The 24629-nt window shown below is 69.9% G+C and carries 21 protein-coding genes and 2 pseudogenes; 18 read left to right on the forward strand and 5 right to left on the reverse strand.

Features of this window, described 5'->3' with window-relative positions; all coding sequences use genetic code 11:
- Nucleotides 1–19: 19 nt before the first annotated feature.
- Nucleotides 20–835, forward strand: coding sequence for an ammonia-dependent NAD(+) synthetase (gene nadE / locus ACZ6Z4_RS00205; RefSeq protein ID WP_465556533.1), 816 nt, complete (start codon nt 20–22; stop codon nt 833–835).
- Nucleotides 836–857: 22 nt separating this feature from the next.
- Here the strand turns inward: nadE and ACZ6Z4_RS00210 are convergent, their stop codons facing one another.
- Nucleotides 858–1727: an alpha/beta fold hydrolase gene (locus tag ACZ6Z4_RS00210; protein ID WP_465556535.1), complete on the reverse strand. Its 870-nt coding sequence runs from the start codon at nt 1725–1727 to the stop codon at nt 858–860.
- Nucleotides 1728–1821: 94 nt separating this feature from the next.
- Here ACZ6Z4_RS00210 and ACZ6Z4_RS00215 point away from each other — a divergent pair, with 94 nt between their 5' ends.
- Nucleotides 1822–2994 carry an acyl-CoA dehydrogenase family protein gene (locus tag ACZ6Z4_RS00215; protein WP_465556537.1) on the forward strand — a complete coding sequence of 391 codons (1173 nt, stop codon included), beginning with the start codon at nt 1822–1824 and terminating at the stop codon, nt 2992–2994.
- An 8-nt stretch (nt 2995–3002) separates the two neighbouring features.
- Here ACZ6Z4_RS00215 and ACZ6Z4_RS00220 read toward each other — a convergent pair whose 3' ends face one another.
- Together ACZ6Z4_RS00220 and ACZ6Z4_RS00225 are read right to left on the reverse strand one after the other, a co-directional pair.
- Complete coding sequence (locus ACZ6Z4_RS00220) at nt 3003–3401, reverse strand: SRPBCC family protein (protein WP_465556539.1); 399 nt, start codon at nt 3399–3401, stop codon at nt 3003–3005.
- A 2-nt stretch (nt 3402–3403) separates the two neighbouring features.
- Nucleotides 3404–3871, reverse strand: a complete 468-nt coding sequence (locus ACZ6Z4_RS00225; protein WP_465556541.1) for a MarR family winged helix-turn-helix transcriptional regulator — start codon at nt 3869–3871, stop codon at nt 3404–3406.
- A gap of 121 nt (nt 3872–3992) precedes the next feature.
- Here ACZ6Z4_RS00225 and ACZ6Z4_RS00230 point away from each other — a divergent pair, with 121 nt between their 5' ends.
- Nucleotides 3993–5618: a long-chain fatty acid--CoA ligase gene (locus tag ACZ6Z4_RS00230; RefSeq protein ID WP_465556543.1), complete on the forward strand. Its 1626-nt coding sequence runs from the start codon at nt 3993–3995 to the stop codon at nt 5616–5618.
- 121 nt (nt 5619–5739) lie between these two features.
- Here the strand turns inward: ACZ6Z4_RS00230 and ACZ6Z4_RS00235 are convergent, their stop codons facing one another.
- On the reverse strand, nt 5740–6519 hold the full coding sequence (locus ACZ6Z4_RS00235; RefSeq protein WP_465556545.1) for an SDR family NAD(P)-dependent oxidoreductase: 780 nt from the start codon (nt 6517–6519) through the stop codon (nt 5740–5742).
- A 218-nt stretch (nt 6520–6737) separates the two neighbouring features.
- Here ACZ6Z4_RS00235 and ACZ6Z4_RS00240 point away from each other — a divergent pair, with 218 nt between their 5' ends.
- From ACZ6Z4_RS00240 to ACZ6Z4_RS00280, 9 genes and pseudogenes are all read left to right on the forward strand, one after another.
- Entirely contained in the window at nt 6738–7322 is a 585-nt protein-coding gene (locus ACZ6Z4_RS00240) for a TetR/AcrR family transcriptional regulator (protein WP_465556547.1), read from the forward strand.
- Nucleotides 7323–7387: 65 nt separating this feature from the next.
- Nucleotides 7388–8266, forward strand: coding sequence for a glucose-1-phosphate thymidylyltransferase RfbA (gene rfbA, locus ACZ6Z4_RS00245; RefSeq protein ID WP_363675657.1), 879 nt, complete (start codon nt 7388–7390; stop codon nt 8264–8266).
- 612 nt (nt 8267–8878) lie between these two features.
- Nucleotides 8879–10084, forward strand: a pseudogene (locus tag ACZ6Z4_RS00250) (DNA polymerase III subunit gamma and tau); the annotation flags it as partial.
- A 37-nt stretch (nt 10085–10121) separates the two neighbouring features.
- Nucleotides 10122–10820: a hypothetical protein gene (locus ACZ6Z4_RS00255; RefSeq protein ID WP_465560629.1), complete on the forward strand. Its 699-nt coding sequence runs from the start codon at nt 10122–10124 to the stop codon at nt 10818–10820.
- Nucleotides 10821–11432: 612 nt separating this feature from the next.
- Entirely contained in the window at nt 11433–11933 is a 501-nt protein-coding gene (locus ACZ6Z4_RS00260; protein WP_465560632.1) for a hypothetical protein, read from the forward strand.
- 182 nt (nt 11934–12115) lie between these two features.
- Nucleotides 12116–12244, forward strand: coding sequence for a hypothetical protein (locus ACZ6Z4_RS00265; RefSeq protein WP_465560634.1), 129 nt, complete (start codon nt 12116–12118; stop codon nt 12242–12244).
- Between the two features lie 308 nt (nt 12245–12552).
- Nucleotides 12553–12813, forward strand: a pseudogene (locus ACZ6Z4_RS00270) (YbaB/EbfC family nucleoid-associated protein); the annotation flags it as partial.
- Between the two features lie 199 nt (nt 12814–13012).
- Nucleotides 13013–13612 (forward strand): recombination mediator RecR, encoded by a 600-nt coding sequence (gene recR, locus ACZ6Z4_RS00275; protein ID WP_077017959.1) that lies wholly within the window; start codon nt 13013–13015, stop codon nt 13610–13612.
- Complete coding sequence (locus ACZ6Z4_RS00280) at nt 13605–14249, forward strand: DUF5063 domain-containing protein (RefSeq protein ID WP_363675662.1); 645 nt, start codon at nt 13605–13607, stop codon at nt 14247–14249. The genes recR and ACZ6Z4_RS00280 overlap by 8 nt, the downstream gene beginning before the upstream one ends.
- Here ACZ6Z4_RS00280 and ACZ6Z4_RS00285 read toward each other — a convergent pair.
- Nucleotides 14149–15171 (reverse strand): SLAC1 family transporter, encoded by a 1023-nt coding sequence (locus ACZ6Z4_RS00285; RefSeq protein ID WP_465556551.1) that lies wholly within the window; start codon nt 15169–15171, stop codon nt 14149–14151. The two genes, ACZ6Z4_RS00280 and ACZ6Z4_RS00285, sit on opposite strands and share 101 nt — an antisense overlap.
- A gap of 132 nt (nt 15172–15303) precedes the next feature.
- Between ACZ6Z4_RS00285 and ACZ6Z4_RS00290 the strand changes: the two genes are divergently transcribed.
- The 6 genes from ACZ6Z4_RS00290 (at nt 15304) to ACZ6Z4_RS00315 (ending at nt 24615) form a co-directional block, all read left to right on the forward strand.
- Complete coding sequence (locus ACZ6Z4_RS00290; protein WP_465556553.1) at nt 15304–16668, forward strand: serine/threonine-protein kinase; 1365 nt, start codon at nt 15304–15306, stop codon at nt 16666–16668.
- A 147-nt stretch (nt 16669–16815) separates the two neighbouring features.
- Complete coding sequence (locus tag ACZ6Z4_RS00295; RefSeq protein ID WP_465556555.1) at nt 16816–17496, forward strand: LPXTG cell wall anchor domain-containing protein; 681 nt, start codon at nt 16816–16818, stop codon at nt 17494–17496.
- Nucleotides 17493–18275 (forward strand): HoxN/HupN/NixA family nickel/cobalt transporter, encoded by a 783-nt coding sequence (locus tag ACZ6Z4_RS00300; RefSeq protein WP_465556557.1) that lies wholly within the window; start codon nt 17493–17495, stop codon nt 18273–18275. Before ACZ6Z4_RS00295 ends, ACZ6Z4_RS00300 begins: the two co-directional genes overlap by 4 nt.
- A gap of 14 nt (nt 18276–18289) precedes the next feature.
- A complete protein-coding gene (locus ACZ6Z4_RS00305; RefSeq protein WP_465556559.1) occupies nt 18290–23257 on the forward strand; it encodes a carbohydrate-binding protein in 4968 nt (1655 codons plus the stop codon).
- Nucleotides 23258–23347: 90 nt separating this feature from the next.
- Nucleotides 23348–24004, forward strand: a complete 657-nt coding sequence (locus ACZ6Z4_RS00310; protein ID WP_465556561.1) for a hypothetical protein — start codon at nt 23348–23350, stop codon at nt 24002–24004.
- 35 nt (nt 24005–24039) lie between these two features.
- A complete protein-coding gene (locus ACZ6Z4_RS00315; protein WP_465556563.1) occupies nt 24040–24615 on the forward strand; it encodes a TetR/AcrR family transcriptional regulator in 576 nt (191 codons plus the stop codon).
- Nucleotides 24616–24629 lie beyond the last annotated feature (14 nt).

Consider the following 24629-nt stretch of genomic DNA (forward strand, 5'->3'; position numbering starts at 1 on the left):
CGAACGGTGAGGGAGATCGATGAGCGAGGACCGTCGCTACCTGCAGGAACTGATCATCGCCGAGCTCGGGGTGACGCCGTCGTTCGATGCGGATGTGGAGATCGAGCGCCGGGTCGGGTTCCTGGTCGACCGGCTGCGGCTGGCCCGCTCCTCGGCGTACGTGCTGGGGATCAGTGGCGGGGTCGACTCGAGCACGGCGGGGCGGCTGTGCCAGCTCGCCGTCGAACGGGTCCGGGCCGCGGGTGGTGACGCGAGCTTCGTCGCGATGCGGCTCCCCTACGGCGTGCAGCTCGACGAGGACGACGCGCAGCGGGCGCTCGGGTTCATCAAGCCCGACGAGACGCTGACCGTCGACATCAAGCCGGCCACCGACGCGATGGTCGCGTCGGTCGCGCACGCGGGGCTCGGTGAGCGGGCCGACTTCCACACCGGGAACATCAAGGCTCGGCAGCGGATGATCGCGCAGTACGCCGTCGCCGGTGCGCGCGGTGGGCTGGTCGTCGGGACCGATCACGCCGCGGAGGCCGTAATGGGCTTCTTCACGAAGTACGGCGACGGGGCCTGCGATCTGACGCCGCTGTCGGGGCTGACCAAGCGCCGGGTCCGTGCCCTCGGCGAGCGGCTCGGGGCGGAGCCGGAGATCACCGGCAAGGTGCCGACGGCTGATCTCGAGTCCGACCGGCCGGGGGTGCCGGACGAGACCGTGCTCGGGGTGACCTACGACCAGATCGACGACTTCCTCGAGGGGCGTGAGATCGAGCCCGAGGCCGCCGAGACGATCATCGGCTACCACCGGCGCACGATTCACAAGCGCGCGGTGCCGATCGCCCTCTGACCGGGACCGGGCAGGCGACAGGTCAGCGGAGTACGAAGTCGGAGACGGCACGGGTGTACTCCTCGGGCTGTTCGGCGTGGACGAAGTGGCCGGCTCCCTCGAAGAGGCGGTAGGTGCCGTGCGCGACGTCGGCTTGGAAATGGTGGATCTCCTCGGGGCTCGTGACCGGGTCGTGCTCGCCCTTGATGAGGAGAGCCGGTTGGGCCAGGCGGGAGAGCAGCGGCAGCAACGACTCGTTGAAGCTGGTGCTCTCGGCAATGGTCTGGGCGAAGTACCCGGCGCGTTCCTGGATTTCCTGCGGTAGGTCGCCCGCGGGGAGGACCATGTCGCGCGAGGCCGGTCCGAGGTAGATCTCCATGCGGCGGTCGCCGAGCTGCTGGAGCAGCGTGGTGCGGTCGGCCCACATCTCGGTGGTCGCCGGCCCCGACCAGGACAGGAGCCGGTTCGCCTCGTCCAGCAGGCCGACCTCGGTGAGCAGCGGCTTGGCGGACTCGACCAGCGTGCGCCTTGCCAGAACCATGTCCCACGGCGGGTTCTCGAAGATCACGTGGCTGACCGACGACGGATGGTTCGCGGCGTACCGCAGCGCCAGGCGGCCGCCGTACGAGTGGCCGAGGATCGCCCAGCGCTCGAAGCCCAGTTGCTCCCGCAGCGCTTCGAAGTCCGCGATCACGATGTCCTCGGTGACCGGTCCGTCGATCGGGTCGGACTGCTGGACGCCGCGTTGATCCACGCCGATCACCTGTAGTCGCTCGGCCAGGCGGTCGCCCTGGAAGGCGAGGAAGTCGTAAGAGCCCGCGCCTGGGCCGCCGTGCAGGTAGAGCAGAGGTGGTGCGTCGGTCGCGCCTCGATGGTCGACGTACAGGCGGGTCCCGCGAATCTCGGTCAACATGTCTTCAAAGCTAGATCGGCCTAGGGTTGCGCAGTAGGAACTCAACCGGACCTTTTCCGGCATTCTTCCGGACGCAGAACCCTGGAGGCGTTGCATGGTCGACTTCTCGCTCACCGAGGAACAGCAGGCGATCCGGGCCACCACCCGGGAGTTCGTCCGGCGGGAGCTGATGCCGCTGGAGAACGAGGTGCTGCGGCGCGAGCGCGAAGGACTGCCCGGTGTCGAGCCCGACGTCGTGAAAGCCCTGCGGGAGAAGGCGAAGAGCTTCGGGTTCTGGGGTCTGAGCACGCCCGAGGAGTACGGCGGGATGGACCTGACTGCGGTCGACCAGGCGGTGATCACGAGCGAGCTCGGGCGGACCTTCGTCCCGTTCTCGTTCGGCGGCGAGGCCGACAACATCCTCTACGAGTGCAACGAGGAGCAGCGCAAGGAGTACCTGCTGCCGACCATCTCCGGCGAGCGCCGGTCGTGCTTCGCGATCACCGAGCCGGGCGCCGGTTCGGACACGAGAGCGATCCGTACGACGGCGCGCCGCGACGGCGACGAGTGGGTGATCCGCGGCGAGAAGACGTTCATCACCGGCGGCAACGAGGCCGACTTCGCGATCGTGATCGCGGTGACGGACGCGGAGAAGGGCTCGAAGGGCGGTTTCACCGCGTTCCTGGTCGACCGCGAGCGCGGCTGGACGTCGGACCCGATCGTGACGATGGGCCAGGCGGTGCCCGCGACGCTGAACTTCGACGACGTACGAGTGCCTGCCGACCATGTGCTCGGCGAGATCGGGCAGGGCTACGAGCTGGCGATGCGCTGGATCATGAAGGGGCGCTTCTTGATCCCGTCACGCGGGATCGGCGCCTGCGAACGGCTGCTGGAGCTGGCGATCGAGCACGCGAACAGCCGCGAGACCTTCGGGCGCGCGATCGCGGACAACCAGGCGATCCAGTGGATGATCGCGGACTCGGAGGTCGAGCTGGAGGCGGCGCGCTGGCTGGTCCTGTACGCCGCGTGGGTGGTCGACCAGGGGCGGCACCCGCAGCACGACAGCGCGATCGCGAAGCTCTACGGGACCAACACGGTCAACCGGGTCGCCGATCGGGTGCTGCAGATCCACGGCGGCATGGGCTACACCAAGGAGCTGCCGATCGAGCGCTGGTTCCGCGAGGTCCGGTTGTGGCGGATCTTCGAGGGCACGGACGAGATGCAGCGGTTGATCATCTCGCGCGACCTGCTCCGCGGCTATCGCAAGCCGGGAGCGCACTTCCACTAATAGATAGGTCAGGCGGCGCGCGCCAGCTGGGTGAGGCGGTTGGTGAGGCGACCCAGGCGTACCGCGGCGATCCCCCGGTACGCCGGACGCAGAACCGTTGCGAGCGGCCCCGACTGACTGAACGCGTGCGTGACCTCGCCGTCGGGACCGAGCATCCAGCTGGCGGTCTCGTGGAAGCCGGGGACCTCCCAGACGAACTCGACGCGGTCCGGCTCGATCACCGTGTAGCGCAGCTCGCCGGTGAAGCGGGGGCGCACGCGCAGCGCGTACGGCGTACCGACGGTCGCCGTGGCCGGGCCGTCGACGGAGACGAAGGCCTCGTTCCACTCCGGGAGGGCGTGGGCGTCGAGCAGTGCGCGCCGGATCGCGTCGCGGGAGGCGGGGATGGTCGAGCTCGCGTACTCCATGACTACTTCTCCTTCACGGTGTCGCGCCGGCGAGCCAATGCGGCGCCGGCTGGGAAGGCCTCGGCGACGGCTCGCAGCGTGCTGATGGTTTCGTCGACGGGCAGGCCGGCGGTCAGGTCGTTGATGTGGCGGTGCAGGCGGTCCTCGGCGGTGACGACACGCCGGCAGAGCTGGCGGCCGCGCGAGGTCAGGGTGAGCGCTAAGTAGCGGCGGTCGACCTTGTCGGTCTCCCGGCGGACGAGGCCCTGGGCGACCAGGCGATCGACCAGACGGCTCGGGCTCGTCCCGGTCTCGCAGACGAGCAGGCCGCCGAGCGCGTTGAGCGTCAGCGGGCCGTGATCGCGCAGGACGCGCAGCACCTCGGCCTGCGACGGAGTGATCCCGAGCGGGCGCAGATCGGCTGCGAACAGGCGGTTTCCCTCGCGCTGGATCGCGAGCACCAGGTAGCGCAGCTCTTCGGCGGGCGTCATCGAGCAATAGATTACACGACACGTGTGTCACGACATTTGTCTGTTCAGGGGCCGGAAAGTTCCGGAAAAGGGCCGGGTACGGTCATGGTCAAGGCGCCACCGGAACTGGCACAGTGGGGCCATGAAGGGTCTGATGCAGGACTACCAGCTGTCCCTGGACACCATCTTCCGCCGGGCGGAGCAGTTCTTCCCGGACAAGACTGTGCACACCGGCGGCCCAGCGCCCGTGACCATGACGTACGGCGAATGGGCCGCGCGGACCAGACGCCTGGGCGGCGTGCTGGACACCCTGGGCATCAGCGCGGACGGCCGGGTCGGCACGTTCGCCTGGAACTCGGGGCGGCACCTCGAGCTGTACTTCGCCGCGCCTTGTACGGGCCGCGTCCTGCACACGCTCAACATCAGGCTCTTCCCGGATCAGGTCGTGTACATCGCGAACCACGCCGAGGACGAGGTCGTCTTCGTGGACCGGTCGCTGCTGGGGCTGTTCCTTCCGCTGCTCGATCGGTTGCCTTTGCTGCGCCACGTCGTGGTGATGGACGACCTGCCGGCGGGGGCGCCGGCGGCCGAGCTGCCGGACGACGACCGGTTCCACGACTACGAGGAGCTGCTGGCCGCGGCGCAGCCGGTCGAGTTCCACGTCGAGGACGAGAACCAGGCGGCCGCGATGTGCTACACGAGCGGTACGACGGGCAATCCCAAGGGCGTCGTGTACTCGCACCGGTCGACCTGGCTGCACTCGATCGGCGTGCTGACCAATGCGGGGATCGGGCTGCACGAGACCGACACGGTGATGCCGGTGGTGCCGATGTTCCACGCGAACGCGTGGGGCCTCGCGCACGCGGCGCCGATGGCGGGGGCGAGCCTGGTGTTCCCGGGGCCGGACATGTCGCCGCAGGGGATCTTGAAGCTGCTGCAGGAGCAGGAGGTCACGCTGTCGGCCGGCGTACCGACGATCTGGCAGGGGCTGCTGCCGTTGCTCGACGGGGTCGAGCTGCCGAAGCTGCGGCGGATCCCGTGCGGTGGGTCGGCGGTGCCGCTGGCGCTGTCGGAGGCATTCCGGGAGAAGCTGGGCAAGCCGATCCTGCAGGCGTGGGGGATGACGGAGACCAGCCCGGTCGCGACGGCCTCACACGTTCCGGTGCGGGATCAGGGGTTGCCGGAGGACGAGCAGGCGAAGCTGCGGGCGCGGCAAGGGCTGCCGTTGCCGGGGGTCGAGGTCCGGATCGTGGAGCCAGGATCGACGACGCCGTTGCCGTGGGACGACGAGGCGACCGGTGAGCTGCAGGTGCGCGGGCCGTGGATCGCGGCGGAGTACTACCGGCCGGATGCCGGGGTGGAGCTCAACACCGACGACGGGTGGATGAAGACCGGCGACGTGGCGGCGATCGACCAGTACGGGTCGGTGCGGCTGGTGGACCGGACGAAGGACCTGGTGAAGTCGGGCGGGGAGTGGATCAGCTCGGTCGAGCTGGAGAACCTGCTGATGGCACACCCGGCGGTGAAGGAGGCGGCGGTCATCGGGGTGCCGCATCCGAAGTGGGACGAGCGACCGCTGGCTTGTGTGGTGCTGCAGGAGGGCGAGTCGGTGACGGGGGCGGAGATCCTCGCGTACCTGGAGCCGTTGGTGGCCAAGTGGTGGTTGCCGGATGCGGTCGAGTTCATCGACGAGGTACCGAAGACCTCGGTGGGGAAGTTCTCGAAGAAGGACCTGCGGACGCGGTTTGCGGAGTACCACTTGGAGTGAGTCGGGAGGTTGGCGAGCTGGTTGGTCGCGTGGTGGTGGGTGGCTGCCCTCGGTGGGGTTGTGGTGCGGAGGGCAGCGGGCCCAAGTGGTACGACGACGGCGCCGGTGTGGTCGTCCTGTCCTACTCCCAATCGAACATGCCGCCGTTCAGGGCGATGACCTGGCCGGTCAGCTTCTTGGACTCGTCGGAGGCCAGGAAGAGGATGGTCTGGGCGACCTCTTCCGGTTCGATCAGGCCGAGGAGGTGGGCGTCGGCCATCTCGCGAGCCGCGGGGCTCATGGCGAGGATGTTGGCCATGCGTTCGGTGCGGACTCCGGCGGGAGCGACCGCGTTGACGCGGACCTTGTCCTCGGCGAAGCGGCGGGCGGCGGAGCGGGTCAGGGTGTGGACCGCGCCCTTCGCGCTGCTGTAGGCGTCGCGGTTCGGGACGGAGCCGAAGCCGAGCATCGAGCCGATGTTCACGACGCTGCCGCCGCCGGACTTGATGATCTCCGGGATGGCGAGACGGTTGCAGAGAAAGGTGCCGAAGAGGTCTGTCTTCAGTTGGTCCCAGAACAGGTCGAGCGATGCCTCAGTTACCGGGCCGTCGCCGGTGGAGAAACCGCCGGCGAGGTTCACCACGGTGTCGAGGCGGTCGAAGGTGTCGACGGTGGTGCGGACGGCTTGCTCGACGGACGCTTCGTCGGTGACGTCGAGGTGGACGTAGATGGCTTGGCCGCCGGTGGAGGCGATGGTGGTCGCGAGCTCTTTGCCTTCCCGTTCGCGGCGGCCGCCGATGGCTACGTGGGCGCCTTCCTGGGCGAACAGTTCGGCGGTTGCTCGGCCGATGCCGCTGGTGGCGCCGGCCAGGAGCGCGACCTTGCCGGTGAGCCGGCCGGTGGTGATCGGTTGGGTTGTCATGGGCTGGTCCTTCAGGTGAGTGGTGGGTCGCGCGGGTGTGAGGGAGGACGAGCCGGCGGGGCAGGTCGGCTCGCGGCGCTGGTCGCCTGCGGCGTACGTCGCCCTGGTTCGGCGCGACGCAACTCCGGAGACCGTTTAAACGTACCAATGGGTACGCTTGATTCGGGGGTGGATCGGCGTGAATGGCGAGGTTCAGACAGCCGTGGGAGAGTGCGGGCGTGGGTGAACCAGTGGACGCGATCGGGCTGCCGGCGCCGGAAGAGGTTCGTCCGGGGCAGCGTGCCGATGCTCGGCGCAACCATCGGAAGGTGCTGGAGGCGGCGCACGAGGTGTTCGCCGAGCTCGGGTTGCGGGCGAGCATGACGCAGGTCGCCGAGCGGGCCGGGGTGGCGAAACCGACCATCTACCGGAACTATCCGACCAAGGAAGCGCTCGTCGAGGCCGTCGTACAGCACAGGTTTCGGTTGCTGGAGGAGCGGACTCGGGCGGCGTTGTCCGAGGCGGATGCCTACGAGGCGTTCGCGGGTTGCGTGCTGGAGTTGTTCGAGCGGATGGCCGGGGATCGCTTGCTGGCGGACGCTTTGACCGACATGCGCGTCGTACGGCCGACGCCGGTGCTCGAGCTGTACGGGCAGTTGATCGATGCCGCGAAACCTTCAGGGCGGGTGCGGGCGGACCTGTCGATCACCGACGTACGCGTGCTGCTTTGCGGTGCTGTGCTGCAGCTCAACCGGCTGGAGAACCGGGATCCGGCCGTCTGGCGCCGGTACGGCGAACTGACGCTGGCGGCGTTCCGGCCCTGACCGGATTCCGGGCGGACCAGTGGTCGATGTGGCATGGACCGGGAACGTCGGTAAGGTGCGGTCGCATGCGAGGGATCATCCTGGCCGGCGGTTCCGGCACCCGACTGCACCCGCTCACGATGGCAGCGAGCAAGCAACTGCTCCCGGTGTACGACAAGCCGATGATCTACTACCCGCTGTCGACGCTGATGCTGGCCAACATCCGCGAGGTCCTGGTCATCACCACGCCCGACGACGCGGCGCAGTTCCAGCGGCTGCTCGGCGACGGTTCGCAGTTCGGGATGGAGATCTCGTACGCCGTGCAGCCGAGCCCGGACGGGCTCGCGCAGGCGTTCCTGATCGGTGAGCAGTTCATCCAGAACGAGCCGGTCGCGCTCGCGCTCGGCGACAACATCTTCTACGGGCCCGGGCTCGGGGTGCACCTGCAGACGTTCAACGACGTCGACGGCGGCGTTGTGTTCGCCTACCGGGTCGCGGACCCGACGGCGTACGGCGTGGTCGAGTTCGACGCCGAGGGGCGGGCGCTGAGCATCGAGGAGAAGCCGAAGGAGCCGAAGAGCAACTACGCGGTTCCGGGGCTGTACTTCTACTCCGCTGACGTGGTGGACATCGCGAAGGAGATCAAGCCGTCGGCGCGGGGTGAGCTGGAGATCTCGTCGGTGAACGAGGTGTACCTGGAGGCCAAGCGGCTGCAGGTCGAGGTGCTGCCGCGGGGGACCGCTTGGCTGGACACCGGGACGTTCGACTCGCTGATGGCGGCTGGGGAGTTCGTTCGGGCCGTGGAGATGCGGCAGGGGCAGAAGATCGGGTGCCCGGAGGAGATCGCGTGGCGGCGGGGGTTCATCGACGACGCGGGGTTGCTGGCGCGCGCGGACACGCTGGCGAAGTCGGGGTACGGGACGTACCTGCACGGGTTGCTGGAGGAAGACGGCCCGCTGGGCTGAGGTGATCGCCGTTCTCGCGGCGGAGTGACGTCGTAGTCAGTTGCCGGGGCCGGGCCCGAGCGGCGCTTTGGTCGGCGGCGGAAGCGGGGTCTGCTCGGCGGGGATGCCGGTCGGTTGGATGGGCCGCGCGGACGCCTGGTGGCGGCGGTGGCTGGGTGGGTGGGGCAGGAGTGGTCACGTCTGCTCGGCGGGGATGCCGGTCGGTTGGATCCGGCCGCGCGCGGACGCACGGCGGCGGCTGGTGGCGGCGTCGGCGGTGGCCGGGCGGGGCAGGGGTGGACACGTCTGTTCGGCGGGGATGCCGGTTCGGACCTAGGCGAGTGCCGGGGATGCCGGTTCGGACCTAGGCGAGCGCCGGGGCTGGTTGGGGGCCGCGGCGACCGGTGGGGTGACGACGGGTAGCTGCCCGGCACCGAGCGGATCGAGTTGGGCGGCCGGAAGCGCGCCGACGGCTGGGGTCGGCCAGTGGGGGCCGTCTCGCTGAGGTGGGCGTCTGCTCGGGGGATGCGGTCCGGGGCTGGGTGGCGTTGTGGTGGGCCTGGCGGGCGGCGGCTGGTGGGTGGGTCGTACGTCGTACGCCGTGGAATCGCGGGGTGGTGGGCTGGGGAGGAAATGTCGGTGGGCGGCGCTAGGGTTGCGGGCGTGGAAGCACCTCTTGCGTTGTACCGCCGGTATCGCCCGGAGACGTTTGCCGAGGTGATCGGGCAGGACCATGTCACGGCACCGTTGCGGAACGCGTTGAGCAACAACAGGGTGAACCACGCCTACTTGTTCTCGGGGCCTCGCGGCTGCGGGAAGACGACGAGTGCGCGGATCCTGGCGCGGGCGATCAACTGCGAGAAGGGGCCGATCGCGGAGCCCTGCGGGGTGTGCAAGTCGTGCACCGACCTGGCGCGGGGTGGGCCGGGCAGCATCGACGTGATCGAGATCGACGCGGCGTCGCACGGTGGTGTGGACGACGCGCGCGACCTGCGCGAGCGGGCGTTCTTCGCGCCGGTCGAGAGCCGGTACAAGATCTACATCATCGACGAGGCGCACATGGTGACCACGCAGGGCTTCAACGCCCTGCTGAAGCTGGTCGAGGAGCCGCCGCCGCACCTCAAGTTCATCTTCGCCACCACCGAGCCGGACAAGGTGATCGGGACGATTCGGTCCCGGACGCACCACTACCCGTTCCGGTTGGTGCCGCCGAAGGCGCTCGGGGACTACATGGCGACGCTGTGCGAGGCGGAGGGGGTGGCGATCGCGCCGGCCGCGCTGCCGTTGGTCGTACGGGCCGGTGCTGGGTCGGTGCGTGACTCGCTGAGTGTGCTGGACCAGCTGATCGGTGGGGCTGGGCCGGAGGGTGTGACGTACGAGCTGGCGGTGGCGCTGCTGGGCTTCACGCCGGATTCGTTGCTGGACGCTTGTGTTGACGGGTTTGCGGCGCATGACAGTCGGGCGGTTTTCGAGACTGTCGAGAAGGTGATCGAGACCGGGCAGGATCCGAAGCGGTTCGCTGAGGATCTGCTGCGGCGGCTGCGGGATCTGGTGATCCTGTCGGCGGTGCCGAACGCTGTTGCGTCGGGGTTGATCGAGGCGGCTGAGGATCAGGGGGAGCGGCTGCAGGTGCAGGCTGCTGGGATCGGTGCGGCTGAGCTGACTCGGGCGGCGGACATCGTGGCCGCTGGGTTGCTGGAGATGCGCGGGGCTACTGCGCCTCGGCTGCAGCTGGAGCTGATCTGCGCGAAGGTGCTGCTGCCGGGGGCTGATGACTCGACGAACGGGATTCAGGCCCGGTTGGACCGGATGGAGCGGCGGCTCACGATCGGGGTTCCGGCTGGTACGGCGGACGCTGGGTCGGTGGGGAGTGCTGGTGCCGGGGTGGCTGCGGGTGGGTCTGCAGGTGCTGCGGTTGGTGGTGCGGGCGGTCCCGGGGGTGTGGGGGTTGGTGCTCGGTCTGGGGGTGTGGGCGGTGGCGCTGGTTCGACCGGTGCGGTCGCTGGTGGTGCGGGGGATGGAGCAGTTGGTGGAGGCTCGGCTGGTGGCGCTGGTGGCGCTGGTGGCGCTGGTGGCGCTGGTGGCGCTGCGGGCTCGGTTGGCGGTGCAGGGGCTGCGGGTGGAGCTGGAGCTGCAGGGTCGGCGGGAGCGGGCGGAGTCGGCGGTGCAGGGTCCGCTGGAGCTGGCGCGGGCTCGGCAGGAGTTGGCTCGGCTGGGGCTGCGGGGTCCGGTGGCGTGGCTGCTGCGGCGGCGAGTGGAGGTGGCTCGGCGGGAGCAGTTGGTGCGGAGTCCGGTGGAGCAGGTGCAGCAGGCGGAGGCGGCTCGGCGGGTGCGAGTGGCGCGGAGTCTGCTGGAGCGGGTGGCGCCCAGAGCGCTGGGGTGGGGTCCGGTGGCGCGGGTGGTGGCCAGGCCACGGGGGCGGGGAGCGGTGGTGGCCAGTCCGTGGGAGCGGGTGGCGGCCAGTCTGCGGGAGTTGGGGCCGGTGGGTCTGGGGCTTCCGGGGGTGTGGGGAGTTCTGGTGGGGCTTCTCGGAGTGGGGCTTGGGGGGATGAGTCGGGGGCTGGTGCTGGAGTAGGTGCGCAGTCGCCGGCGGCTGCTCAGGTGGCGCCGGCTGTTGCGGCGCCGGTTTCTACGGGGGCTGTGGGGCTGGCGGATGTTCGGCGGTTGTGGCCTGAGGTGCTCGAGGCTGTGAAGAGCAAGCGGCGGTTTGCTTGGATCATGCTGAGTCAGAACGCTCAGGTGATTGCTGTTGATGACCAGACGTTGACGTTGGGGCTGGTGAACGCGGGGGCTCGGGAGAGCTTTGCGCGGTCGGGTAGTGACGAGATTCTGCGGCAGGCGATGATCGACACGATCGGGTTGAACCGGCGGGTCGAGGCTGTGGTGGATCCTTCGACGGATCCTGGGGCTGGGTCGGGGGCTGTGCCGCCGCCGGCCGCGCCGCCTAGTGCGCCTTCTAGTTCCTCCTGGGATCAGGGGGCGCAGGGTGGGGTGAGCGGTGCTGGGTCGGGGGGAGTGCCGGAGAGTGCTGGGCCGGGCGGTGGCTGGGGTGATTCGGGGCCGGGCTCGGGTGGGGTGCCGAGAAGCGGTGAGGGCTCGGGCTGGGGTGATGCTGGGGCTGGGAACGGTGGTGGTCCGGTAGCGCCGGGTGGTGGATCGGTTGGGCACGCGGGTGCTGGTGCGGCGAATGGTCTCACGGGTGCCGGCGGTCGTCAGGGCGCGGGGTGGGGGGACGGCGCGGCTGACGGTGGTGGAGCGCCTGGTGGTGCTGGGGCTGTGGGTGGGCCTTCGGCTGGTACGGACGGTGCCGGGGCGGCGGGTGCTGGAGCGGGTGCCGCGGTGGGGCCGGAGGCTGGAGGAGTGGGTGCTGGGGTCGGTGCCGATGGCCGAGTGGCGGCCGGCGCCGGGGCTGGTGCGGGTGACCGACCGGCGGCCGGGGTCGAGGCTGGGACCGGTGACCGACCGGCGGCCGAGAACGGGGCTGGGGTCGGTGACCGAGCGGCGGCTGGAGCCGGTGCGGGTCACGGCGGTGGCGGTGCTGGCGGTGCTGGCAGCGGCGGTGCTGGGGCTGTGGGTGGGTCTGCGGCTGGCGCTGCTGGTGGTGGGCCAGCAGGCGGTGCTGGCGCTGCTGGTGGTGGAGCCGCAGCCGGTACGGGCGGTGCCGGCGCCGGCGCCGGGGTTGCTGTAGCGGATCCTCCGGCTGAGGTTCGCGTGCCGGTGCAGGCCGGGCAGCAAGCAGGTGGACCGCCGGCGCCTTCGGCAGCGCCGGAGGAGCGGCAGGCCGCTAGTAAGCGGCGGGCGGCTGAGGCTGCGGTGGCGGCTGAGCAGGCTCGGAAGGCTGCGGCGGCGCCGGAGGTTCAGGAGGCGCCGTTGACTCCGGAGGAAGAGGCGGAGGCGATCGGGGACGACGACGTCGTACTCGAAGAAGATTCTCGGTCGCACACCGATCTGTTGCGGGAGACGCTCGGGGCCCAGATCATCAACGAAGAACCCAACTGAGCCATCCAAGAAGCTGAGGCAGCCTGTTCCGCAAGGGGCAGGCTGTTTTGTTTCAACAGGTTGTCCACAAGGCTGGGGACGGGGTGTGGGTAAGTCGAGCGGCGGATTCGCGCTCGGGTGTGCACATGTTGTCCACATCCTGTGGATAAGTCAGGTCCACAGGATGTGGACACATATCGGTTTCCGCTCGGTCACTGACCGGCGCTGGGGTTGTCGGGGCGACCGGCTAGGCTCAGGGGCAAGCGGAAGAGGCCGACGGGAGATCGCGCGTGTTCGACGGTGGCGGTGGGCAGGGCGGGGGCTTTGACATGTCCGAGCTGCTCGCGCAGGCCCAGGCGATGCAGAACCAGCTGATGGAGGCCCAGGCCAACCTGGAGAACCAGGAGGTCGAGGGCACCGCGGGTGGTGGGCTGGTGACCGCGATGGTGTCGGGGACCGGTGAGCTGCTCAGCCTGTCGATCAGCCCGCAGGCGGTCGACCCCGACGACACCGAGACGCTGGCCGACCTGATCGTGGCCGCCGTACGGGATGCCTCCGAGAACGCCAAGGAGGTCGCGGCCCGCGCGATGGGGCCGCTGGCCGGTGGGCTGGGTGGAGGTCTGCCCGGTTTCGGCGGTGGCGCCGGTGCGGACGTGGTGCCGAACGACGACGGCGCCGACCGTGGCCTGCCGGGCAACCAGGCGGGCAAGCAGCTGCCGGGCAACGACCAGGGCCCGAGCTTCGGGTTCACCCGGCCGGGCTCCGAGCCCGGTCAGAACCAGGGCTGACGTGTACGAAGGGGCCGTCCAGGACCTCATCGACGAGCTCGGCCGGCTTCCCGGCGTCGGTCCGAAGTCCGCGCAGCGGATCGCGTTCCACCTGCTCGCCGCCGATGAGACCGACGTACGCCGCCTGGCGCACGTGCTGGTCCAGGTGAAGGAGAAGGTCAAGTTCTGCGAGATCTGCGGCAACGTCTCGGAGGAGACGCAGTGCCGGATCTGCCGCGACCCGCGCCGCGACCTCGCGCTGATCTGCGTCGTCGAGGAAGCCAAGGACGTGGTCGCGATCGAGCGGACCCGTGAGTTCCGCGGCCGGTACCACGTGCTCGGCGGGGCGATCTCGCCGATCGAGGGGATCGGGCCGGACGAACTGCGGATCCGCGAACTCATGCAACGGCTGGCCAGCGGCGAGGTGACCGAGATCATTCTCGCCACCGACCCGAACCTCGAAGGTGAGGCGACCGCCACTTACCTGAGCCGGTTGCTCAGGCCCATGGGGTTGCGTGTGACTCGTTTGGCCAGTGGACTACCTGTAGGCGGTGATCTCGAGTACGCCGACGAGGTCACACTCGGACGGGCGTTTGAAGGGCGACGATCGATCGATGACTGAATCAACCGATATTGCGGAACGCGCGTTGGACACCGACAACGAGGACCTGACCGAGTTCGCCGAGCAGATCGCGGACCAGGTGCAGAGCTTCCTGATCTCGGTGCGCGACATCGCGGCGCAGCCGGACGAGGAAGGCGTCGACGAGGGACTCGCCTCGCTGCCGTACCTGCTGCTCGAGGTCAGCCAGCTGCTGCTGGCCGGCGGTCGCCTCGGTGCGTTCGAGGACTTCGTTCCGGCGGAGCGCTTCGAGAGCGACGCGGGTCCCGACCCGGACCTGGACGCGATGCGCGACCGGCTCGCGGTGCTGTTCGAGGGCCTCGACGAGTACGCCGAGGTCTTCGACCCGTACGCCGCGCCGCCGGAGATCACCGTGAACCGGCTCTCCGACGACCTGACCGCGATCGCGACCGACCTGGTGCACGGCCTCGCGCACTACCAGTCCGGCCGGATCATCGAGGCGCTGTGGTGGTGGCAGTTCTCCTACGTCTCCACCTGGGGTGCGGCGGCGAGCGCCGTACTGCGCGCCATCCAGTCGCTCATCGCGCATGACCGGCTGGAGCCGGCGCACGACGCGGAGACCGAGGCGTCCGACCGTGAACTGGTCGAGGTCGCCGAGGAAGCCGTCCAGCGCCGCTGAGCACGAGCCGCACGGACTGTGCGGCGATCCAGCCGATCACCGCGGTCACCAGCACCAGTACGACGACCGTCAGCACGTCCGCCCCCGGTACGCCGGCTGCGACGAGCCAGTGGATGCCGTACGTGCCGCTGGCCGCGGTGGTGAAGGTCAGCGCCCAGAAGCCCAGCCCGAACGGCAGTCGTGCGTACGTCGGGACCAGCGCCAGCTGCACCAGGATCAGCAGCACGAACGCGCCCAGCAACGCGTGCTGGAACAGGTCCGGCCGCCCTTCGAGAGCGAACCAGGCGTTCCCGCCGACGGCGGGCGGCGCCGCGAAGATGGCCAGTGTCGGGACCAGCGCCGCGGGTAGCGCCGGCCGGAAGGCCAGCCGCCCGAGCAGCAGGGCGCCGAGCAGCAGCCACATCAGGATGCCGACGCCGAACGACCCGTAGCCGAGCTGAGGCAGCCCGACGGTCGCCAGGCTCTGTCCACCGATCAGACCGGCCGCGACAGTCGGCAGCAGATACCCGGCGTGCAGTTGGTCGATGTCACGCTGCCGGACCAGCAGCCGGGTGAAGAACAGCGTCGCCACCGCCAGACCGAGCACGAACATCACCAGGACAACCGCGCGCCCAGCACCAAAGGCGTAGTGGCTCAGCGCTGCGCCGTACAGCATGCCGGTGGTCGGCACGAGGGAGGCGAACGGGCCGAGGACCGGGTGCTCGAGGTCGGCGAGCACCTGCTTCGGCGTACGGGCTCCACGGACGTAGCGGACCAGGCTGACCAGCCAGACAGTCAAGGCGACCAGCCAGAGCACGTTGGCCGGGGCTCGGCTGACGTTGATTGCGTCGCTCGCGGCGGTCCAGGTGCCGGCCAGGCCGGTCAGACCGAACGCGATGCCGAAGTAGTTCAGCGGGAACGCCGGTGCGCTCACCACGATCATCCCTCTCCCAGAAACCAAAACGACCAGTCGTCTCAACGGAGCAAAACAAGGCCTCCGGATATTCCCCCGGGTGGGATAGCGTGAGGCGCCGGTGAGGGCGAGGGGGCGCGCGTGGAGCACGAAGGTCCAGCGGTGGTTGGTCCGTTCGTGGTCCAGGGGTGGCTCGGGAGCGGCGCGATGGGGACGGTGCATCTTGCGCGCTCGCCGGGTGGGCGGCTGGTCGCGCTGAAGGTGGTTCGGCCCGAGCTGGCCGACGATCCGGGGTTCCGGGCGCGGTTCGCGCGGGAGGTCGCCGCGGTCAGGCGGGTCGGCGGCGCGTACACGGCGGCCGTGGTCGACGCCGATCCGGATGCCGAGCGGCCGTGGCTGGCCACGGAGTACCTGCCGGGCCCGACGTTGCAGCAGGCGGTCGACGGGCAGGGGCCGTTGCAGCCGGACGGACTCCGGTACGTCGCCGCAGGGCTCGCCGAGGCACTGGTCGCGATCCATCGCGCCGGGGTGGTGCATCGCGATCTGAAGCCGTCGAACATCCTGCTGACCGACAACGGGCCGCGGGTGATCGACTTCGGGATCGCGCGGGCGCTCGAGGACGTGAACCTGACCGCGACCGGGATCGTCGTCGGTACGCCGGGCTACCTGTCGCCGGAACAGATCACCGGCGAGCCGATCGGGCCGGCGTCGGACCTGTTCTCGCTCGGCGGGGTGCTGGTGTTCGCGGCGAGTGGGCAGGGGCCGTTCGGGCGGGGGCCGCTGAGCGTGATGATGGCTCGGGTGGTGCAGGGGCAGGCGCAGATTCCGCCGTTGCCCGAGGAGGTTGCGGCGGTGGTGCGTGGGTGCCTGGAGCGGAGGCCGGAGCACAGGCCGACGCCGCAGCAGGTGCTGGAAATGCTGAGTCCGGCGCCGGCGGTTCAGTTGCCAATAGCAACGACGATGCAGGTCGTGGCGCCAACCAGACTGTTGCCTGCTGAACGTCCGCCGAGCAAGCCACAGCCCGTCGGCCCCACGTTCCGCACCAGCCGCACCTGGTCGGTCCTGATGACCCTGTGGCTGCTGGCGTTCACCATGACGACCGGCTACCTCTCCTCGTACGCCACGGAAGCGGGCTTTCACGGGCAGGCCCTGTTCTGGTGGTTGCTCAGTCTGATCGGCCTGGCCGTCCTGGCCTTCCGCGTGCCCTTCCTCTTCGCCCGGACAGTGCGCCTCGTGGTGAACGCCGACGGCCTGACCGCGACGCGTTCCGGACGGACCGGATTCGTCCCGTGGTCGGCGGTGTCGCGGATCCGCCTGGTCGGCAAACCCCGCCGCGTCTGGCTGGTCGTCTGGATCGACCCCGCGCGCGCCGCCGAGCTCCCCGCGCCGCTGCGCCGCTTCCACGGCGGGCACCGGGTCTTCCCGGTCGCCCACGGCGCGACCAGCCGCCGCCGGCTCCGCCAGATCGGTGAGCTCCGCGCCGCCCTCAGCTGGTACGCCGGACGCCTGTTCGACGTCAATTACTGACCGCGACCTCACGCCAACCCGCCAGACGTTCACCGTCCGGTCGCGTCCGGGTCACTGGAGCGCGGGGCCGAGTTACCGCCTGCCGGACAGAGTTCAGCCGCTCGCGTTTGTTGACGCTGCAGCATCCTCTGACCTGGAGCGTTGCCCTTGTCCGGATGGAAGCGGGTACCGGCGATCCTCGCGGTCGCCGTGGGACTGGCCGCGGCAGCGATCACGCCGGCCGCGGCCCACCCGTTCGGAGACCCGCAGACCGTCACCGTCGCGCTGGCCCGGCCGGACGTCGTCCGGGTGCACTGGAAGGTCGGCGGTCTCGACGACCTGACGCTGCTGGGCGTCGCGCTCGAGTTGCTGCCGCGCGACCGGGTGATGCTCGACGGCGCCGTGTTCTTCCGGCCGTCCGACGCGGCCGCGGTCGGGCCGTCGGGCAAGTTCGCCGACTACCTGCTGCGGCAGATCTCGGTGACCAGCGGCGATGCGCGCTGCGTCGGCAAGGTGCAGCCGGTCAAGGACGTGGCCAAGGCCGGCGCCATCGTCGACTACACCTGCGCCGGCCCGGTGGGTAAGGCGCTGGTCGAGGTGCGCACGCTGACCGATCTGAACCCGGCGTACCAGACGCTGGCGACCGGGCCTGCTGGTGAGCGAGCGGTGTACGGCAACGACCGGGTCTCCCACGAGTGGGTTCTCGGGGACGTGCCCCAAGAGCAGCAGCAGGTGGTAGCGCAGACAGGTCGGAGCGCTGCGATCCAGCTGTCGGCGGTGATCGGCGGCATCCTTCTGGTCGCAGCAGCCGCGCTCCTACTAGTACGGCGACGCAAGGCGATCGCATGACGCTCTCGGAGCAGTTGCAGGCGTTCGTGCACTCGCCGGGCGTGCCGCCGGTCGCGTTCGGGCTGGCGTTCATCGCCGGAGCCGGGCACGCGGTCATGCCGGGGCACGGGAAGAGCCTGGCGGCGGCGTACCTGGTGGGAGAGCGGGGGCGCGTCCGGGACGCCGCCTGGCTGGGCGGATCGGTAGCGGTCATGCACACGGTCTCCGTGCTGGTCATCGCGCTGGCGTGGACGTTCCTGCAGCTGGCTGACCTCATCTCGTTGGAGCACCTGACCACCTGGCTGGAGCTGGTCGCGGGCATGCTGGTCGTCGCCACCGGCATCTGGCTCGTCCGCCGCCACCTCCGCAACAGCAGCACCGGCCACGGCCACGGGCATGGCCATGGGCACGGCCACGGTCACGGACATGGCCACGGTCACGGTCACGGTCACGGCCACGGTCACGAGCAAACCAAACGCCCAGGCCTCCTCATGCTCGGCATCTCCGGCGGCCTCACCCCCTCGCCGTCGGCCTTCCTCATCCTCGTCGCCGGCCTCTTCATCGGCCGCGCCGGTTTCGCCCTGCTCCTGGTGATCACCTTCGGCCTCGGCATGGCCGTCGTCCTGTTCGGTGTCGGCCTGCTCGCCGTCGCCGGCAGCTCGGTCGTCGTCACCGCCGGCCAGACCCACACGCTGCTCGCCCGCGCGACCAAGGTCGCCCCTGTTCTCGCGGCCGTCGGCATCACGCTGGCGGGGGCCGGCCTGACCGCGACCGCCGCGATCCATCTGCTCGCCACCTAAGGAGACATCGAGCCATGACTCACCGATCGCGCGCGGGAGGGAAGCGGACGCGGGTCCTCTGGGCCGCGTTCGCCTGCGCGCTCGTGGCCGGATCCGGCGCCGTCCTGGTGCCGTCCGTCGCCGGCGCCGAGGTCGCGCCCCCGAGTAACAACGCGCCGACACTGACGCTGCACGACGGCCAGACCCTGGAGGGCACGGTCGAGGTCGTCGCCGAGCCGACCGTCGAGAACGACTCGGTCACCGCGCTGACTGTCGACGGGATCGCCGCCGACACCCAGCCGACCGCCGGTACGGCGCACTTCGCCTTCGACATGGGCGGCAACGGCACCGAGGCCCGCTACCACAACTACATCACCGTCAACGGCCGTACGGCGGAAGCGGACCGGGTCTACTTCCCGGACATCCCCGGCGGCCAGGTCGGCACCCTCGACCTCCCCGGTGAGTGGCTGCACCCGGGCAGCAACACGGTGACCGTGCACGCCGGCGCCAACTGGGTCGACACCACCAACACCGCGGCTGTCGGCTACGAGGTGCTGCCGAACGGCGAAGGCGCCCGCTGCCCGAACTACGACGACTTCCCGCTCAGCAGCATCAGCCTGAGCCTGCTCGGCGTCGTGGTCGACGGTGAGCAGAACGCCTTCAGCTACAGCTTCGGCGACGGCACCTGTGGTAGCGGCAAGCACCCGCTGACCGAGGACCTCACGTTCATCGTCTCCGGCGAGCCCGGCGGCACTACTGCTGGGCTGAGCGCGGACCTGGACACCACCGCGCTCTCCAACGGCTCGCACACCGTCGTCGCGACCACTGCGTCCGGTGCGACCCGCAGCGTCACCGTGCAGGTCAACAACGCGCCGCCCGGTGCCGCGAAGATCACCCCGGCCGACGGCTCCGTCATCCGCGGCGCCCAGCCGGTGATCGCCGCGATCCCGAACGGCGGCCAGGAGGTCGTCGAGTCGCTTGCGATCGATGACAAGCCCGCGAAGAACGCGGAGACCCTGCAGGCCGGTACGGCGACCTTCGGCATCACCGTCGAGGCCGGCAACTCGGTCGAGGCCAGGTACCACAACTACCTGCTGGTCAACGGCAACCGCGTCGACCTCGGTGGCGACTACGGCGTCAAGGGCACCGAGACAGTCAGCATCAAGCTCCCGCAGCGTTTCCTGAAGCCAGGCGACAACGTCGTCCAGCTGAAGACCGGTGACTACAACGGCACCGCCAACGGCGCGACCTGCGCGAACCACGACGACTTCAAGGTCACCCAGCCGACCCTGAGCGCTGACGGCACGGTCACCGCCGGTACGACGTACCTGCTGACGACGACCGGATCGACGACTACGAAGAACCCGACTACCGCGGCGACGCTCGCGCTCGGCGACGGGACCTGCGGCCCGAACAACGAAGCCGAGTTCCACTTCGACATCGCGGGCGCGCCCACCACGCGCTCGATCGCGACCCTGGGCAGCGGCGGCGACGCGCACCTGCGCGCGTTCATCGGCGGCAACGGCGCCGACAACGGGTTCGACAACAAGGTGCTGATCAACGGCATCCCGCTCGATCTGGGGATCTGGGAGAAGGAGACCGCGGACCTCACCTTCCCGAACGAGTGGCTGGTCCCGGGCGTCAACGTGCTCGAGTTCGTCGCGGGCAGCGACCACGGCAGCGCGAAGCCGGGCGGCTGCGACAACTACGACGACTTCACGCTGCGCGACTTCGAGCTCGCGCCGGCCGGCGGCAAGGCCACGTTGCTCAGCCACGAGATCGCGCAGACCACCGTCACGATCGGCTCGGGCAGCTACCCGGCCGGTACGCCGGTCACCGTGTACGTCGGTGACGGCACCTGCGGCAGCACCCACAACTCCGTGCTGGACAAGACGATCCTGTTCGACGTCACGGCGACCGACGGTACGCCGGCCAAGCCGCTCGGCCTGCGCGCCGACGTCGACACGAAGCAGCTCGCCGACGGCGCGCACTCCGTCGAGGCGACCGTGGGCGACAAGGTCTCGACCCGCGGCTTCACCGTCGACAACTCCGCGCCGGAGGTCGACAACAGCGTCCCGGCGCAGGGCCAGCGGCTCACCTCGACGGTCGCGCTGACCGTCAAGGTGAAGGACGCCTCCGGCGTCGCCGGTACGCCGGCGCTCACGCTCGACGGCAAGGCGGTCAAGGAGGGCGACCAGATCGGTCACGGCCTCCCGGCCGGCGATCACGTGCTCGCGGTGACGGCGGCCGATGTCCTCGGCAACGTCGCGACCCGGCAGATCACCTTCAGCAGCGCCAGCATTCCCGACGTACCGACCGACCTCGCAGCAACTGTTGCCGGGGTCAACGACCAGTCGGCGACGCTGTCGGCGAAGGTGCCCGGCGAGGCCGGCGTACCGCTGACGGCGACCTTCACCAAAGCGGACGTCGTCCTGCCGACGACCGGCTACCAGGGTGAGGCATCGGCGGTTCCGACGACGCTCGACGTGGCCCACGACGCCAACGTGGCGGTCGATTCGCTGAAGCCGCTCGACGGCAGGACCATCGACTCGGTCTCGTCGCGGGACGTCGTCTTCCAGCGGTACGACGTGAAGCTCGGCGCCACCAACCAGACGCCGACGCTGCGCTGGGAAGGCACCATCGACCCGACGCGCGTCGTCGGGCTGCGGGTCTGGGACAAGAGCAAGTGGGTCGTGCTGACCAGCTCGCGCGGCCAGGCGGAGCACTCGACCGTCCTGACCGCCCAGCTGCCCGCCGAGTACCTGGACGGCGACACCGTGCACGTCCTGGTCACCGGCGAGGACCCGTTCGCCGACGATCTGTCGCCGCGGGACGCGACGGCGCAGAACGACAAGGACCGGTTCGAGGACCCGAGCACGTACGACTTCTCGCTCGCGCACTTCACCGACACGCAGTACATCACCGAGGGTGCGGCCGGCGGCACGTACGAGGACTTCGACGGCAAGGCCGAGCCGTCCGACGTGATGACCGCCGAGGAGCAGGCGATCTGGGCGTCGGCGTACCGCAACGAGATGCAGTGGATCGCCGACAACGCGGCCGGCCGCAAGATCGCGTACGCCGCCCACACCGGCGACATCATCGAGAACGACTACTACGATCCGCTGGCCAAGAACCCGGACGGCTCGCTGCAGCGGCCCGGGCTGAACGAGGAGGTCGACAAGGAGCTCCAGGTCGCGTCGGGCTACCAGGAGATCCTGGACAAGAACGGCGTCGTCAACCAGGTGATCGCGGGCAACCACGACAACCAGCTGGGCGCCGAGACCGGCCCGGAGTCGCGGTTCAGCAAGATGTTCAGCGCTGATCGCTACACCGAGGTGGCCAAGTCGTGGCCGACCGGTACCGAGTACCACGCGTGGGACGAAGTCACGAACCCGGACGGATCGATCACGCCCGGCAAGGACAACCAGAACAACTACGTGCTGTTCTCCGCCGGCGGTCTGGACTTCGTCGCGGTCGGTGTCTCGTACGGCGTGACGCCGCAGGAGGCCAAGTGGGCCGACTCGATCTTCAAGCGGTTCAAGGACCGCAACGGGATCCTGCTGTCGCACGACTACCTGAAGCCGTCGGCCAACCCCGACGGCCGCGGTGCCGCGTTCTCCGCACCGGACGGATCGCCGCTGTACAAGCAGGTCGTCGAGAGCAACCCGAACGTCTTCCTGGTGCTGGCCGGTCACGAGCACGGCGTCGGCACCAACCTGAAGACGAACATCGGCGCGACCGTCACCCACGACGTCGTCGAGCTGCTCGCCGACTACCAGTTCTACACGGTGCCCGCCGGTGAGCTGTGGCCGAAGCAGGTCGATGCCGCCGGCAACATCGACGTGAACGGCGACGGCAAGCCCGACCACAAGGCGACCGACCGGCTGCAGTTCGGCGCGAGCTTCCTGCGGCTGCTGCAGTTCGACGTCGCCCGGTCCGAGCTGCACATCGACACCTACTCGCCGTTCCTGGGCAACTTCGGCGCGACCGAGTACGACCTGCGTCAGGACGGCAGTCAGGCCAAGCCGCGCTACAACGGCTCGGAGGACAACCTGACGCTGCCGGTCGACCTGACCACCCGCAAGACGTCGTTCACCACCGATTCGCTGGCGGCGTACGTGCCGACCGGGGTGGTCGGGACCGACCAGGTCGCGGCCAACGGTACGGCGACGGTCACGTGGAGCGGGCTCGCGCCCGCGACGTCGTACGCGTGGATCGTGTCGGCGAAGAGCGCCGACGACGGTGTCGCGATCGCTCAGCCCGCGGTCTTCCGGACGCCGAAGGGCAAGCCGACCGTCACCGCGACGTCGGCGCCGGTCGACTGGGGTACGGCGGCGCAGGTGAGCGTCAAGGTCGCCGCGGGCGCGCTGCCGGTCGCGGGCACGGTCGAACTGCGCGAGGGTACGACGGTGCGCGGCTCGGCGACGCTGACCAACGGATCCGCGACGTTCGCACTGCCGGTCGGGCTCGCGGCGGGCACGCACGCGCTGACCGCGTCGTACTCCGGAAGCGACAGCCTGGAGGCGGCCGCGGGAACCGTCACGGCGACGGTCAACCTGCCTCCGGCGTGGAACAAGAGCACGCTCTACCAGGCCGGGGCGAAGGTGAGCTACAACGGCAAGCCGTACCTGGCGCCGTGGACGTCGAAGGGCAGCACACCGGGCGCGCCGAACGGTGCGTGGCAGGAACTGGCGCTCACCGAGGACGGCGACATCATCTGGACGGCGTCGCGGATCTTCAACGGCGGCGACGTCGTGCTGTACGACGGCAAGACGTTCCGCGCTCGCTACTACACCCGCAACCAGGCCCCGGGGAACCCGAACGGGCCCTGGGAGGAGCTGGCGCCGACGCCGCCGGACAACAGCCCGGCCGCGTGGACCGCCTCGAAGGTGTACCAGGGCGGTGACCGGGTGAGCTACCAGAGCCACGTGTACGAGGCCAAGTGGTACACCCGCAACCAGGTTCCGGGAACGCCGAACGGGCCGTGGAAGCTGGTCCGCTGACCATCGCCTGAACCCCGGGACCGTGGCCGAAATCGGCCGCGGTCCCGGGGTGCTTCACGGCTTGGGCGGGTGGCCCGCTTCAATGGCGGCGTGTCTGTTCACGAACTGCTGCCCCGGCTGCCCGACGTCGCGACCGTACGGCGGATCAGCCGCGCGCTCGCCGTCCTCGACCTGATCGTCTGCGAGGACCCGGCGTACCGGTACTACTCGTTCGACGCGCGCTGGTCGGAGACCGAGGAGGCCGCACTGATGGTCGACGGGTCGGGGGACGAGTTCTCGATCGTGTTCGCGCCGGAGGGCGTCTTCGCGCGCGGGTTCGCGCACGAGTCGGAGATGTCGCCGTACGGGAACAACGGTGAGCTGTGGCCGGGACTGCTCGACGGCGTAGCGGACGTGCTGCACGCGGCGCGGGACGAGCCGGCCTTCCGCGACGCCGAGGACGGGTTGCTGAACGCGACTGTCGCGTTCTGGCGGACGCCCGCCGATGAGCAGTGGGTCAGCGGGCCGGTCGCGCCGAGCGGTGACGACGGTGCCGAGAGTCTCTTCGGGGTGTTCACCGAAGGGCCGGAGGGCTACCTGCCGCTCGCCGAGGAGCGCTACGAGGTGGCGCTCGACCTCGATGCGATCCGGCACGTGTACGCGCTGATGCCGTTGACCGAGTACGTCGTGACGCTGCTCAACCGCAACCGGCGACTGGCCGACCTCAAGGAGGACCTGGCCGAGATCGGCTACCCGCGGGAGTTTTGAACTGGTCGATCCAAAACTGTGCTACGCTCGTTGACATGGCCCGGCCGAGGACGTTCGACGAGGAGGCCGCGGTCGACGCGGCGATGCGCGCGTTCTGGGCGAACGGCTACGAGGGCACCTCGACGCAGGACCTGTGCGCCGCGACCGGGCTCGGGCGGAGCAGCATCTACAACACCTTCGCAGGCAAGCACGAGCTGTTCGAGCGCTCGCTGGCGCGGTACATCGACGGCAAGACCGGCGCGACGTTGGCCCTGCTGGCCGGTGACCGTCCGGCGCTCGACAAGCTCCGCGCGGTGCTGGACGCCGCCGTCGACCCGCCCGCCGGCGAACCGCCCGGCTGTCTGGTGGTCAACACCCTGATCGAGCTCGCGGCGTACGACGTGGTGGTCGCCGAGCAACTGCGGGCCGACGAGGTGGTCCGCCTGAACGCGCTGACGACGGTGATCGAGGCCGGCCGGCGCGACGGAGAGATCGCTGCGGACAAGGACGCCCGCAGCCTGGCGCAGTTCGTCGTCGCGACGATCAGCGGGATGCGAGTGCTGGCGCGCGGTGGGACCGACCGCGCCGCGCTGGCCGCGGTCGCGGCGACCGCGCTGACCGCGCTGGTCTGACTTGTTCTTTCGAA

Source organism: Kribbella sp. NPDC104740 (genome assembly GCF_055583505.1).

Bases quoted from the DNA above. Each gene is read 5' to 3' on its own strand.
- nadE (WP_465556533.1), top strand. From the start codon at position 20: ATGAGCGAGGACCGTCGCTACCTGCAGGAACTGATCATCGCCGAGCTC.
- ACZ6Z4_RS00210 (WP_465556535.1), bottom strand. From the start codon at position 1,727: ATGTTGACCGAGATTCGCGGGACCCGCCTGTACGTCGACCATCGAGGC.
- ACZ6Z4_RS00215 (WP_465556537.1), top strand. From the start codon at position 1,822: ATGGTCGACTTCTCGCTCACCGAGGAACAGCAGGCGATCCGGGCCACC.
- ACZ6Z4_RS00220 (WP_465556539.1), bottom strand. From the start codon at position 3,401: ATGGAGTACGCGAGCTCGACCATCCCCGCCTCCCGCGACGCGATCCGG.
- ACZ6Z4_RS00225 (WP_465556541.1), bottom strand. From the start codon at position 3,871: ATGACGCCCGCCGAAGAGCTGCGCTACCTGGTGCTCGCGATCCAGCGC.
- ACZ6Z4_RS00230 (WP_465556543.1), top strand. From the start codon at position 3,993: ATGAAGGGTCTGATGCAGGACTACCAGCTGTCCCTGGACACCATCTTC.
- ACZ6Z4_RS00235 (WP_465556545.1), bottom strand. From the start codon at position 6,519: ATGACAACCCAACCGATCACCACCGGCCGGCTCACCGGCAAGGTCGCG.
- rfbA (WP_363675657.1), top strand. From the start codon at position 7,388: ATGCGAGGGATCATCCTGGCCGGCGGTTCCGGCACCCGACTGCACCCG.
- ACZ6Z4_RS00260 (WP_465560632.1), top strand. From the start codon at position 11,433: ATGGTCTCACGGGTGCCGGCGGTCGTCAGGGCGCGGGGTGGGGGGACG.
- ACZ6Z4_RS00280 (WP_363675662.1), top strand. From the start codon at position 13,605: ATGACTGAATCAACCGATATTGCGGAACGCGCGTTGGACACCGACAAC.
- ACZ6Z4_RS00285 (WP_465556551.1), bottom strand. From the start codon at position 15,171: ATGATCGTGGTGAGCGCACCGGCGTTCCCGCTGAACTACTTCGGCATC.
- ACZ6Z4_RS00300 (WP_465556557.1), top strand. From the start codon at position 17,493: ATGACGCTCTCGGAGCAGTTGCAGGCGTTCGTGCACTCGCCGGGCGTG.
- ACZ6Z4_RS00305 (WP_465556559.1), top strand. From the start codon at position 18,290: ATGACTCACCGATCGCGCGCGGGAGGGAAGCGGACGCGGGTCCTCTGG.
- ACZ6Z4_RS00315 (WP_465556563.1), top strand. From the start codon at position 24,040: ATGGCCCGGCCGAGGACGTTCGACGAGGAGGCCGCGGTCGACGCGGCG.